Here is a 12,268-nt window from a genome sequence, read left to right on the forward strand (position 1 = left end):
CACCTCGTTCGTTATTCGCTGAACCAGCTGGAATACATCACATAGCGATCGGGTAATTCTTCCAGGAGCTTCCGTTGCGCTGCGGAAATGGATTTAACCTTCCTGGCAGGAACGCCTGCGTAAATATATCCGCCCTCGCAGTGTGTACCCTCCAGCACCACCGCCCCGGCCGCAATAATACTATAGGATTCCACCACCGCATGATCCATTACAATGGCCCCCATACCTACCAGCACGGAATCGTGTATACTACAACCGTGTACGAGTGCATTATGACCCACATTAACCCGGTTTCCGATCAATGTAGGTGCCGTTTCATAGGTGCAGTGAATCACCGCGCCGTCCTGTATATTGGTATATTCCCCGATCCGGATTGAGTTTACATCACCCCTGATCACAGCATTAAACCATACCGAACAGTGCGCCCCTAATTGCACATCGCCAACAATAGTTGCGTTGTCCGCAAGGAAACAAGCTGTTCCAATCGCAGGATAAATCCCTTTTACCGGAAGAATCAACGCCATATTTATACGGTAATTAACGTCATTAAAAAATGGTATCTCTTAACTCCTTCGCATGATCGGGATAATCCGTTGTATAATGCAACCCTCGGCTTTCCTTTCGGGCCATCGCGGATTTAATAACCAGGTAGGCTACCTGGATTACATTCCGCAGTTCACAAAGCTTCACCGACAATTTGGTGTTTTTATAGAAACTTTCGGTTTCATCATACAGCAGCCCAAGCCTCCGCATCGCCCGCTCCAGTCGAAAATCTGAACGCACAATTCCCACATAATCACTCATTACCTTCTGTGTTTCGCGCAGGTTGTGCGTCACGAGAATATCCTCATTGGAGAGTACGGTATTTGAATCATCCCAGTCTGGTATATGCGCCGGTAACTCAATTGAACCGATATGTTTAACCGCATCTATATAAATCCGGTGGGCAAAGACGGTTGCTTCAAGTAATGAATTGGAAGCCAATCGATTAGCACCATGAAGACCGGTTGACGAGCATTCCCCGCAGGCATACAGGTTCTTAATTGATGACCGTCCATAATCATCAACCATAACCCCTCCACACAGGTAATGGGCCGCGGGCGTAACCGGAATGTAATCCCTCGCCATATCAATCCCAATTGATAAACATTTCGCGTAAATATTCGGGAAATGTTCAAGGAGCGCTTCTTTTTTTCCCATAGTGGCATCAAGAAACACAAAATCATCACCCGATTTCTTCATTTCAGAATCAATGGCCCTCGCCACAATATCCCGTGAGGCAAGTGATTCACGCGGATCATACGCCGCCATAAAACTGCTGCCATCCCGGCGTCGCAGCACACCTCCAAACCCACGCACAGCTTCTGAAATTAGGAAAGAGGGGTATTCTCCTGGGTTATACAATGCTGTTGGGTGAAACTGGATAAACTCCATGTTCCGCACTTTCCCTTTGGCCCGGTATATCATGGCTATTCCGTCACCTGTCGCTATTACCGGATTCGTTGTACTGGAATAAACATGGCCAGCACCGCCGGAAGCCATCACGGTAATCTTACTCAGAATCCGTTCAACGTTATTTTTCTTCGTGTTCAGTGCATACACACCATAACATTCAATATCCTTTGAATGACGATCCACAAATACACCCAAGTGATGCTGAGTAATCAGGTCGATGGCAAAATAATGTGTCAAAATCTCGATATTCGGATTTTCATGGACTTTCTCGAGCAGTGCACGCTCGATCTCAAAACCCGTGACATCTTTATAATGCAACACCCGGTGCTCGGAGTGCCCCCCTTCCTTTGCCAGGTCATACACGCCTCCCGTTGTCTTATCGAAATGGGTGCCGTAGTCAATGATCTCCTGTATGCGGATCGGCCCTTCTTTCACCACGTTTTCCACAACCGTCTTATCGCATAAACCATCGCCAGCAATCAGGGTATCAGCAATATGCTTATCAAACGAATCCGACTTATCCACAACCACAGCAACCCCACCCTGTGCATACTTGGTATTCGACTCGTCCTCGTTAGCTTTGGTAATAATCAGTACTTTTCCGTGGTTAGAAGCTTTCAGTGCGAAACTAAGTCCGGCAATTCCGGAGCCAATCACCAAAAAATCTACTTGACGCATAAAACTAAATCAACAAAATGAAATGAAAAATAGCCAACGCTGTGAATAACGTGTAGACAAGCCGTTGAATAAATTGGGAAAACAATAAAGCACACCGATCAGTCCTTTTCTTTCACCAAATAAGCTTACGTATTCCCCAAAAAACCGATACAATATTAACAATTATCAACCAATAAACAGTACACATTACTGTATGGAAAATAAAACCATGGAAAAATAAATGTACTGTAAATCAGCACTAACTCATTAAATTGATGTGAATAAGTTGTTAAAAGAAAATGTATTCCCAAAATCCAAAGAAAATTTAGGGTTATTTTCTCACGTGACCAACACCATAACAAACAATAAGATGAATATATATTATAACTTATTTATTATTGATTGTTCCGTGGAATTGTGAAAACCAAGTCAATTAGTTTGCCTATTTTTGTATTTGAATTTAAACCAAGGAAGTGCGCAATATGGAAACTTACCTCACGGAACTGAATGCAAAGGGCTACATTGATGCGCCAATAGACCCGACACTGGATTTAGTAGACGAGATAAATAAGTTAAAAAAGGAAAAAAACGCGGTAATACTGGCGCATTATTATCAGGAATCCGAAATACAGGACATTGCGGATTACATCGGCGACAGCCTGGGGCTTTCACAGCAGGCGGCCAAAACCGAAGCCGATATCATTGTTTTTGCCGGGGTCCATTTCATGGCGGAAACCGCAAAGATCCTGTCGCCGGAGAAAAAAGTGCTGCTACCTGACCTGAAGGCAGGTTGTTCGCTTTCCGATAGCTGTCCGCCGCATCTTTTTGCCAAATTCAAGGAACAATACCCGGATCACCTGGTGATCACCTATGTAAACTGTACTGCTGAGCTGAAAGCCCTCAGTGACATCGTCTGTACTTCCAGCAATGCGGTGCAGATTGTTGAAAGCCTGCCTCCGGACCAAAAGATCATTTTCGGGCCGGACCGGAACCTGGGGGACTATGTGCGCAGGAAAACGGGCCGTGACCTGGTGTTGTGGAATGGCGCCTGCATGGTGCACGAGATCTTCTCTCAGGACCGGATCGAACAGCTGAAACGGGATTATCCACAGGCTAAATTTATTGCGCATCCGGAATGCGAACAGGAACTACTGGCGATAGCCGATTATATTGGATCAACAACCGGTCTGTTGAAGTATACCCAAAAGGATCCGGCGGATACCTTTATTGTGGCGACTGAAAGTGGCATCCTTCACCAGATGCAGAAAGCCAGTCCGGAGAAGACGTTTATCCCCGCCCCGCCAAATAACGCATGTGCGTGTAACGATTGCCCGCACATGAAGCTCAATACGCTGGAAAAATTATATACCTGCATGAAATATGAGCAGCCCGAGATTGATTTACCCATGGATGTGATCATCCGCGCCCAGCGGCCCATCGAGCGGATGCTCGAGCTGTCTGATCGGCTTGGTTTATAACCGCTTTTTGCGGTGCTATTAAGGAAAAAAGAGAAAATGCTGGAAAATAAGGAAAAGACGACAATCGCACAGCTTGGTGAATTTGGTTTGATCGACCACATTTCCAAAGCCGTGACGTTAACTCAAAAGACGTCTGTGAAAGGCATTGGCGATGATGCGGCCGTGCTTGATTTTTCAGCCAAACAGACGCTGGTGTCGACAGACCTACTGTTGGAAGGTGTCCATTTTGACCTGCGGTATGTTCCGCTGAAGCATTTGGGTTACAAAGCAGTCCAGGTTAATTTGAGTGATATTTATGCGATGAATGGCCTGGCTTCCCAGGTTACTTTTTCACTTGGCCTTTCCAGTAAATTCCCATTGGAGGCAGTGGAAGAACTGTATGAGGGCGCGTTGCTTGCCTGCAAAAATTTTGGTGTAGACCTGGTTGGCGGTGATACGTCTGCTTCCGCACAGGGGCTGGTGATCAGCGTAACCAGTCTGGGATATGCGGACGCCGATAAAATAGCCTATCGCAGCGGTGCCCTTGAAGGCGATTTGATCTGCATTTCCGGCGATCTGGGAGGCGCCTATGTTGGATTGCAGCTGCTTGAACGGGAGAAGAAAATCTTTCTGGAAAACCCGAATATCCAGCCGGACCTGGAAGGTAAGGATTATATCGTGGAACGGCAACTTAAGCCAGAAGCACGCAAGGATATCGTGGAGTTATTAGCTTCAATTGAAGTGAAACCCAATGCAATGATTGATGTTTCGGATGGACTAGCCTCTGAAATACTGCATATCTGCCGTGCTTCGAACTGCGGGTGCAAGTTGTATGAAGAAAAAATCCCGATTGATCCAATGACTTACGAGACCGCACGAGAGTTTGGTCTTGATCCAACCGTGTGCGCGTTGAATGGTGGCGAAGATTATGAATTGCTTTTTACAGTGAAGCAGGCCGACTACGACCGGATAAAGAGTCATGCTGATATCAGTATCATCGGCCACATTACCGAAGTAGCAGCCGGTTGTGAACTGATTACGAAATCTGGGAAGGTGCATGCGATTAAGGCCCAGGGATGGAACGCGTTCCATTAGTATGTATACCGGACTTCATTGACCGAATCGGTTGATAAACGAATTTTTACTACTAACCAAATACATAAACCCATGAGATTACCCGCATACTTATTTTGCGTGAGCCTGTTTTTTTGGTTTATTCCGACTCGGGCACAAACCACTTCCGGAACGGCAGAGGCACTTTTTTATATGGTGGATTCACCTGAATCTTTTGAGAGTTTCCAGGAGAATATTAAGGACATTGATATTGTTTGTCCGCAGACGTTCCTGGTGAGTAAGGAAGGTGTATTAACGGGAACGGTTGACCCCCGTGTGCTCCGGCTGGCTAAGGAAAACGGTGTAAAAGTAATGCCATTGATTGTAAACAAAGGGTTTGACAGTCAGCTGCTGCACGATATTGTGCATAATCCGGTAGCCCGCAAACGGTCGATCACCATGATGCTGGAATATGCAAGCCAATTGGGGCTTGATGGCTGGCAATTTGACCTGGAGGGCCTGCATATTACAGATCGCGATGATTTTACCCGCTATTTTCAGGAAACGGCAGCTGCCCTTCACGGGGCAGGCCTTCAGCTTTCTGCCGCATTGGTTCATGCCACCGATAACGTGGGCGGTGTATCTGCCTACCAGCAATTTCTCTATGAGAACTGGCGGGCCGGATATGACCTTAAGGCACTGGCTGAAGCGGGTGACTTTCTTTCCATTATGACCTATGACCAACATACCCGGCGTACTACGCCCGGACCAGTTGCTGGAATCAAATGGGTGGAACGCGTTGTCAAACACCTGCTGGCTGAAGGGGTACCTCCTGAAAAACTTTCCATGGGGATACCCAGTTATTCCGTGCATTGGTTTGCGGACTACACGGAGGAGCGTGGCGGGTTTTCGAACGGCCGTCAAATTGGGTACGCCACGGTACAGCATTTATTGGGTAAGTATAACGTAACACCCGTATGGCACGAAATGGCTGGCTGTAACTATGCGCTTTGGGAAAACGATGGTGTATTTGAATATATTTTCATCGAAGATGCGAAATCGCTTCAGCTGAAAATGGATCTGATGAAAACATATGATTTGCGCGGCTTTTCGGTTTGGGTACTGGGGCGCGAGGCACCCGGTTTTTGGGATGTAGTAGCACGCTATTAAAATGAACAGCCGTGCGGGCTGTCACCGAAATAAACGAAACACCGGTTGTTCACATTAGCTTATCAACCGGTGTTTCGTTTATGTTATGATTTAATGCCCTTGCTTGCAAGGGATCTTATCACGATTGTTTTAGGAATCCGCGGAGCACATACTGTAAAATACCGCCATGGCGGAAATATTCAATTTCTATTGCGGAATCAAACCGGGCCATTGACATAAAGGAAATGATGGTTCCATCGGCTCTCGTAGCCTTGACCTCCAACAATTTGTGGGGGACAAGGTTTTCCGACAGACCGGTGATAGAAAAAGTTTCCGTACCGTCCAGGCCGAGGGTTTCTGCATTTTCACCTTCGGGAAATACCATGGGAACAACACCCATACCCACCAGGTTGCTTCGGTGGATCCGTTCAAAGCTTTCTGCTATTACGGCCTTGACTCCCAGTAAATTGGTTCCTTTTGCCGCCCAATCGCGCGATGACCCACTGCCGTATTCCTTTCCGGCAAGTATCACTAATGGTGTATGGGTTTCGGCGTATTTCATCGCCGCATCGTAAATAGACAGCGTTTCTCCTGAAAGGAAATGGGTGGTGTAACCACCTTCGCGATCGGTAACTTTATTACGGATGCGCACATTGGCGAAGGTTCCGCGCATCATTACTTCGTGGTTGCCCCGGCGGGAACCGTAGGAGTTGAAGTCTTTTTGTGCAACACCCCTTGACAGCAGGTAATTTCCGGCGGAAGATTCCGGTTTGAACGAGCCTGCAGGCGAGATGTGGTCTGTAGTGACCGAATCGCCCAGGTATAGCAGCACCCGGGCATCGCGGATATCCTGTATCGACTCGGGTTCAGCGGAAATATCTTTAAAGAAAGGTACCTCCTGCACGTATGTGGATTGCTCGTTCCAAACGAAATTTTTCCCTTCCGGAGCAACGAGCTCCTTCCAGTCTTTCTCACCTTCGAAGATCACGCTGTATACATTACCGAAATCTTCTGTCCGTAGGCACTTGCCGACGGTGTCCGCTATTTCCTGCTGCGTGGGCCAGATGTCGTTAAGATAAACCGGATTTCCATTGGGATCGTACCCGATCGGGTCGGTCAACAGATCCACGTCTACACGGCCGACAAGCGCATACACAACAACCAACATCGGCGACATCAGGAAGTTCATCCGTACCTGCGGGTGCACCCGGGCCTCAAAATTCCGGTTTCCGGAAAGCACGGAAGCAACCACAAGATCTCCTTTATCCACGGCCTCTGCAATGTGCGGGGGTAGCGGACCGCTATTACCGATGCATGAAGTACAGCCGTATCCAACGGTATGAAAGCGGAGTGCGGCAAGTTCATCCAGCAGGTTTGCACGCTCCAGGTATTCCGTTACCACCTTTGACCCGGGAGCCAGACTGGTTTTTACCCAGGATTTGGTGCGCAGGCCGCGCTCCACAGCCTTACGGGCAACAAGCCCTGCACCGACCATCACCGCCGGATTGGAGGTGTTCGTGCAGCTTGTAATTGCCGCAATGACAATGCTGCCATCGCTCAGCGTATATTCCTGGTTCTTTATTTTTATCCTCACGGAATGGATCTGTTCTTTTTCCACGGCAATACCGGTGGACTTGAGGTGATTTTCGTAAACAAATTCACTGCCCGAACCGCCTTCTGACAGCCACGACTGCACCTGCCGGTCTTTTACCGGTAAGTAATCCCGGTTATATTCTTTTTCGATCAGGTGGGAAAACTGATTTGAAAGATCCTTTACCAGAATCTTGTCCTGCGGCCGCTTGGGTCCGGATACAGTAGGTTCCAGGGTGTCCAGATCTAATTCAAGTACGTCAGAGTAAACAATCTCCTCGTTTCCGGTACGCCACAGCATATTTTCCTTGGCATATTCCTCGACGAGGGTGATCTGCTCCGGCGAACGGTTGGTCCTCCGCATGTATTCCAGCGTCTGTTTGTCAATGGGAAAATACGTAACCGTACAGCCAAATTCGGGCGACATGTTGGAAATCGTAGCCCTGTCGGGTACACTCAGGTGGTCGAGCCCTTCGCCAAAGACCTCAACGAATTTACCCACAACGCCATAATCCCGAAGGAGCTTGGTAATGGACAACACCATGTCCGTGGCGGTACATCCCGGCGGAATTTTTCCGGTCAGCTTTAATCCGATTACCTGCGGGCAGGTAAAATAAATAGGTTGGCCAAGCATGGCGGCCTCCGCCTCAATCCCACCGACACCCCAGGCAATTACGCCGATTCCGTTGACCATCGGTGTGTGGGAATCCGTACCGACAAGTGTGTCTGGAAAGGCCCACCCGTCGCGGGCAATGACGCCTTTTGCCAGGTATTCCAGGTTTACCTGATGGCAGATGCCCATGCCGGGCGGCACAACAGTGAAATTATCCAGTGCCTGCTGGCCCCACTTGAGTAGTTCGTAACGCTCGGCATTGCGTTCGTATTCCAGCTCCACGTTCCGCAGGTAGGCATAGTTGGTTCCGAAATAATCGACCTGGACAGAATGGTCTATGACCAGGTCGACGGGAATAGCCGGATTGATCCGGCTGCCGTCGCCCCCTTTGCGGATGACTTCAGCGCGGATAGACGCGATATCCACGATCGCGGGAACGCCGGTAAAGTCCTGCATCAGTACGCGGGCCGGCTTAAAGGGAACTTCCCGGTCGGTGTTTACGGGATCCCAGTTAATCAGTGTGTCCAAATGCTCGTCGGTAATGGCAAAACCGTCGTGATTCCGGAGCACATTTTCCAATAAAATCCGAATGGAGAACGGGAGTCTGCTGATCTGTTTTCCTTCGGCCTCTAATTTTTTTAGGGAAGCTATTTGGTGTTCCATTATGCTTAGTTAGTTAATTGATGTGATATGTGAATAAAAAATGAGCCTGATAGGGCTAAAATACTAAAATAAATTTTGACTGGTTTACAAATAATTATATATACCTTTGGGTTTTTATTATTTTTTAATTTTTATAACAATGGCAGAAGGAGTAGTTAAATTCTTCAATGAAACCAAGGGTTTTGGTTTTATCGTTCCTAATTCTGGTGAGAGTGACATTTTTGTACACTCATCCGGCTTAATCGACAAAATCCGTGAGAACGACAATGTTTCTTACGAAGTTGAGCAAGGAAGGAAAGGTCTAAATGCGGTAAATGTTAAGGTAATCTAAGGATTCCCTAGTAGTTATATTTATTGTATTCAGCCGGTAGTTTTAAACTACCGGCTTTTTTTGTCCGGTTAATGCACGCCAATGAGGTAGCCGTAGGGTTTCAATGAATCGACGTGGTCAAAGATGATTTTGGCGACACCGAGAAAAGGCACAAACAGGATCATGCCCGCGACACCCCAGACGAGACTGCCCAATAGCAACGCCATAATCGTAAACAGGGCGCTCAATTGGATTTTGCCACCGGTGATCTTCGGTGTCAGTACATAACTGTCGATCTGCTGAAGTACGATGAAAAAGACGGCGACAATCAGCGGGGTAACCAACGTATCCCGGGTAATGAGCGTATAAAGAACCACAACCGAGCTTCCAGCAACGGAGCCGACGTATGGTATGATGTTAATGAAGGCAACCATAATGCCGAAAAACAAGGCGTTCTCAATGCCGATGATGATGAGTCCGACGGAATTAATGACAGAAAAAATAAGGGCAACGGAAAAAACCCCAGTTAAATAAGCGCTGGCTACCCGGGTAATTTTTTCGATGACACGCTGGGCGTTTTTCGTGTTTTCTTCGCCCGCATACTGAGCAACAAGCCGGAGGACAAATGTCTTGATACGGCCGCGGTAAATCAACAACAACAAAGTATAGGCCGTAACGATCAGCAGGTGGACGAGAAATGAGAGTACGGACCGGAAAATGTCGCCGATGAATTTACCGGCAAGGCTGGATAGACCGGCAACCTGCCGTTGCAGGTAGTCTTTTTGCTCGGCGATGGGAAGCTGGAAATGCTCTGAAATAAATTGATGCGCATTGTTGAGCATGGCATTTAGTTTGGATGCAATGGCCGGTATATCTGTTCCAAGCGACATCATTTGATAAAACAGCACGTAGAATACGCCCGAAAGCAGTACCAGGGTGGTAAGCACACAGATACCGGCAGCTGGTCCGCGAGGTATACCCCAATGCTCCAATCGCCGGCAAGCGGGAACCAGAAGCATGGCCATCATGCCGGCGATGGCTACCGGAATAAGAAATGGCTTGGCAAAATAGAGTATTCCAAACAGCAGGACGACAAATAGCATCACCTGATTGAAGCCATATACCGGGGAATTTCTTGCCATATTGCCTGTGGTTTTGCCTTATTGCTATAGCAGCTGGTCAATAGCCCGGGCCAGCTTGCGGTCTTTTTCGGTGACGGTATCTCCGGCGTCATGCGTGGCTAACCAGATCTCCACCTTATTCCAGCTGTTGGTCCAGGTCGGGTGGTGATTATGTGCTTCTGCCAGTAGTGCTACCCGAAGCATGAATGCGAAAGCTTCGGAAAAATCGCGAAAAACGAATGAGCGGTAAAGGGAGCTGTCTTGTTTCTGCCACATGATCGTATGGATTGGGGTTGTCAAAAAAATGAGTGATCCTTTAAGGGAAAACAATGCTTTGGCAGCTTTTGTTTGACGGGCTTGACCGGTGATGTGCAGGATTATCCGAGGACTTCTTCCAGTATCGCGTGTGACTTGATTTCGCCCAGGCTATCGATGTGAAGGCGATAAAAATCGATGATCCTTTCAAGTAGAAAGCGCCGATCGGCCAAGGGTATACGTAGGGACGGCAACTGCTCCATTGAACAGGATAAGAGCGAGGCAAAATGAGTGGTATGCGGGTGCTGTAATGCAAATGGGTGCCCGGGAAGTGTTTGGCAAAACACGCCATCCTTCAGGTCGAAAAATACGCAACCGGGCTTTGGCGGCGCCGGATGGAACCCCAGGAATTTCGATAGTTTCACCAAAAAATACAGGTGGAAGTCGGGGGGCATCTTTTCGGCCGAGTCCAGCCAGGAAACGGCATTGAAAATATAATCGAACAGGGGCTCGTCTGTGGCTTGCTGCCGTAGGCTTTTGTACAGCATTTCATTGAGGAAGAGCAGTACCGCCCGTTTATAAACGTCATAAGGGATGGTTTGAAAAGCGGGCAGCTGGCGGGCTTCGGCGATCCGGTGCAGCGTACCTCGTTCGTTATACGACACCACCATATCCAGCAGGAAGAGGGGCTGCAGGAGTACTGTGCCGATTTTTGCGCGGGGCCTTCGTGCGCCGTTAACGATGTAGGACTGCAACCCGAATTTTTCCGTAAAAATCTGCGCGACTACACTGGTTTCACTGTAATTGGTGTGTTTTAATACGATGCCCCGGGTTTTATGACGCATAATGGCAGATACCTGTTGTTAATAGAAGAATTGGCGACAGAGTTTAGGTCCGAAGATAACCAGCCCGACCACCAACGCGAAAACGGCGACGATCAATACGGCGGCAGCAGCGGTATCTTTGGCTTTTTTCGCCAGTGGATGCTCGCCCGGGGAAACGAAATCAAAAAGAGCCTCTATTGCGGTATTGATCAGTTCAGCAGCCATTACCATTGCCATTGCCAGCGATACCCAAAGCCATTCCGTGGCGGATAACCGGAGACAATACCCGGTCAGTAGCGCCAGAAGGGCCACTACCGTATGGATCTTGAAATTCCGCTCGTCGCGGAACGCCGCACGGATTCCGTGGAAGGCATTGACGAACGCATTTTTCCTGTTCATTCTTTTTCCTGTTGTTCCCGACGTTCTTCCAGTATGCTGTGCCGCTCGATTTTTCGTATGAAACTATAGATGATCGTCAAAAAACCAATACCAAAGAGGATCACGCCGGCAATCATGATCCATCGGTATAAGGCATTTTCCTCGCTCCTCAGCGCATAGCTCCAGGCACAGCTGGCCAACCCGACAACCGTATAGCCAATGCCACGCAGTAGATATTTATTCATATTGTTGCGTTTGTCTTCATGACAAATCACACAAAGATAATGTTTTCAACAACGGTTTGGACCAACGGCGGGTTTGATAAAAAACACGTCCGGACGGCAAGACGGGAAACCGTTCCGGCTAAAAGCAAAAAATAATTGTATAATCAAAAACAAATGTAGATATTTGCAAACTCTTTGCGAAAAAGAGCTTAACGACAATAAAATAACATAAGATCATGTCAAGAGTTTGTGATTTAACCGGAAAAGGGGCGATGAACGGGTATAACGTTTCGAATTCAAACGCCAAGACCAAACGTAAATTCTACCCTAATCTGCAAACGAAGCGGTTCTTCATTCCGGAAGAAAACCGATGGATTACCTTGAAAGTATCTACTTCCGCGATAAAGACGATAAATAAGAACGGTATTACCGCTGTTATCGATAAATTTATCAAAAAGGGCTACGTATAGCAGGTGCCTGAGCACAGGTAAGATAACGATTTGCACGCCGTACCGGCGA

At 47.8% G+C, this 12,268-nt stretch carries 13 protein-coding genes; 5 read left to right on the plus strand and 8 right to left on the minus strand.

The features are described from left to right. Positions 1-11: 11 nt before the first annotated feature. Together NEV57_RS12245 and nadB are read right to left on the minus strand one after the other, a co-directional pair. On the minus strand, positions 12-524 hold the full coding sequence (locus NEV57_RS12245) for a gamma carbonic anhydrase family protein (RefSeq protein ID WP_257658612.1): 513 nt from the start codon (positions 522-524) through the stop codon (positions 12-14). A gap of 22 nt (positions 525-546) precedes the next feature. Further along, entirely contained in the window at positions 547-2,133 is a 1,587-nt protein-coding gene (gene nadB / locus NEV57_RS12250) for an L-aspartate oxidase (protein WP_257658613.1), read from the minus strand. Positions 2,134-2,594: 461 nt separating this feature from the next. Here nadB and nadA point away from each other — a divergent pair, with 461 nt between their 5' ends. From nadA to NEV57_RS12265, 3 genes are all read left to right on the plus strand, one after another. After that, on the plus strand, positions 2,595-3,590 hold the full coding sequence (gene nadA, locus NEV57_RS12255; RefSeq protein ID WP_257658735.1) for a quinolinate synthase NadA: 996 nt from the start codon (positions 2,595-2,597) through the stop codon (positions 3,588-3,590). A gap of 36 nt (positions 3,591-3,626) precedes the next feature. Continuing rightward, entirely contained in the window at positions 3,627-4,664 is a 1,038-nt protein-coding gene (gene thiL, locus NEV57_RS12260) for a thiamine-phosphate kinase (RefSeq protein WP_257658736.1), read from the plus strand. A 72-nt stretch (positions 4,665-4,736) separates the two neighbouring features. Beyond that, on the plus strand, positions 4,737-5,792 hold the full coding sequence (locus NEV57_RS12265; RefSeq protein WP_257658614.1) for a glycosyl hydrolase family 18 protein: 1,056 nt from the start codon (positions 4,737-4,739) through the stop codon (positions 5,790-5,792). Between the two features lie 118 nt (positions 5,793-5,910). Here the strand turns inward: NEV57_RS12265 and acnA are convergent, their stop codons facing one another. Then, positions 5,911-8,637 carry an aconitate hydratase AcnA gene (gene acnA, locus NEV57_RS12270; RefSeq protein ID WP_257658615.1) on the minus strand — a complete coding sequence of 909 codons (2,727 nt, stop codon included), beginning with the start codon at positions 8,635-8,637 and terminating at the stop codon, positions 5,911-5,913. Between the two features lie 139 nt (positions 8,638-8,776). On the opposite strand from acnA, the gene NEV57_RS12275 reads away from it, so the two are divergent. Then, complete coding sequence (locus NEV57_RS12275; protein WP_257658616.1) at positions 8,777-8,968, plus strand: cold-shock protein; 192 nt, start codon at positions 8,777-8,779, stop codon at positions 8,966-8,968. Positions 8,969-9,036: 68 nt separating this feature from the next. On the opposite strand, the gene NEV57_RS12280 is transcribed toward NEV57_RS12275, so the two are convergent. From NEV57_RS12280 to NEV57_RS12300, 5 genes are all read right to left on the minus strand, one after another. Then, entirely contained in the window at positions 9,037-10,089 is a 1,053-nt protein-coding gene (locus NEV57_RS12280; protein WP_257658617.1) for an AI-2E family transporter, read from the minus strand. Between the two features lie 24 nt (positions 10,090-10,113). Beyond that, the gene (locus tag NEV57_RS12285) at positions 10,114-10,344 is read right to left on the minus strand and encodes a 4a-hydroxytetrahydrobiopterin dehydratase (protein WP_257658618.1); all 231 of its coding nucleotides are present in this window, start codon (positions 10,342-10,344) and stop codon (positions 10,114-10,116) included. 101 nt (positions 10,345-10,445) lie between these two features. Beyond that, positions 10,446-11,168, minus strand: a complete 723-nt coding sequence (gene recO / locus NEV57_RS12290; RefSeq protein ID WP_257658619.1) for a DNA repair protein RecO — start codon at positions 11,166-11,168, stop codon at positions 10,446-10,448. Between the two features lie 18 nt (positions 11,169-11,186). After that, positions 11,187-11,546, minus strand: coding sequence for a diacylglycerol kinase family protein (locus NEV57_RS12295; protein WP_257658620.1), 360 nt, complete (start codon positions 11,544-11,546; stop codon positions 11,187-11,189). Next, on the minus strand, positions 11,543-11,770 hold the full coding sequence (locus NEV57_RS12300) for a signal peptidase (protein WP_257658621.1): 228 nt from the start codon (positions 11,768-11,770) through the stop codon (positions 11,543-11,545). Before NEV57_RS12300 ends, NEV57_RS12295 begins: the two co-directional genes overlap by 4 nt. A 215-nt stretch (positions 11,771-11,985) precedes the next feature. Between NEV57_RS12300 and rpmB the strand changes: the two genes are divergently transcribed. After that, positions 11,986-12,219, plus strand: a complete 234-nt coding sequence (gene rpmB / locus NEV57_RS12305; RefSeq protein ID WP_257658622.1) for a 50S ribosomal protein L28 — start codon at positions 11,986-11,988, stop codon at positions 12,217-12,219. Positions 12,220-12,268 lie beyond the last annotated feature (49 nt).

This window comes from Parapedobacter lycopersici, assembly GCF_024643285.1.
Lineage (GTDB): Bacteria > Bacteroidota > Bacteroidia > Sphingobacteriales > Sphingobacteriaceae > Parapedobacter > Parapedobacter lycopersici.

Coding starts and splice junctions, on each gene's coding strand:
- NEV57_RS12285 (WP_257658618.1), bottom strand. CDS start 10,344: ATGTGGCAGAAACAAGACAGCTCCCTTTACCGCTCATTCGTTTTTCGC.
- NEV57_RS12295 (WP_257658620.1), bottom strand. CDS start 11,546: ATGAACAGGAAAAATGCGTTCGTCAATGCCTTCCACGGAATCCGTGCG.
- nadB (WP_257658613.1), bottom strand. CDS start 2,133: ATGCGTCAAGTAGATTTTTTGGTGATTGGCTCCGGAATTGCCGGACTT.
- nadA (WP_257658735.1), top strand. CDS start 2,595: ATGGAAACTTACCTCACGGAACTGAATGCAAAGGGCTACATTGATGCG.
- NEV57_RS12245 (WP_257658612.1), bottom strand. CDS start 524: ATGGCGTTGATTCTTCCGGTAAAAGGGATTTATCCTGCGATTGGAACA.
- NEV57_RS12300 (WP_257658621.1), bottom strand. CDS start 11,770: ATGAATAAATATCTACTGCGTGGCATTGGCTATACGGTTGTCGGGTTG.
- NEV57_RS12265 (WP_257658614.1), top strand. CDS start 4,737: ATGAGATTACCCGCATACTTATTTTGCGTGAGCCTGTTTTTTTGGTTT.
- recO (WP_257658619.1), bottom strand. CDS start 11,168: ATGCGTCATAAAACCCGGGGCATCGTATTAAAACACACCAATTACAGT.
- NEV57_RS12275 (WP_257658616.1), top strand. CDS start 8,777: ATGGCAGAAGGAGTAGTTAAATTCTTCAATGAAACCAAGGGTTTTGGT.
- acnA (WP_257658615.1), bottom strand. CDS start 8,637: ATGGAACACCAAATAGCTTCCCTAAAAAAATTAGAGGCCGAAGGAAAA.
- NEV57_RS12280 (WP_257658617.1), bottom strand. CDS start 10,089: ATGGCAAGAAATTCCCCGGTATATGGCTTCAATCAGGTGATGCTATTT.
- thiL (WP_257658736.1), top strand. CDS start 3,627: ATGCTGGAAAATAAGGAAAAGACGACAATCGCACAGCTTGGTGAATTT.
- rpmB (WP_257658622.1), top strand. CDS start 11,986: ATGTCAAGAGTTTGTGATTTAACCGGAAAAGGGGCGATGAACGGGTAT.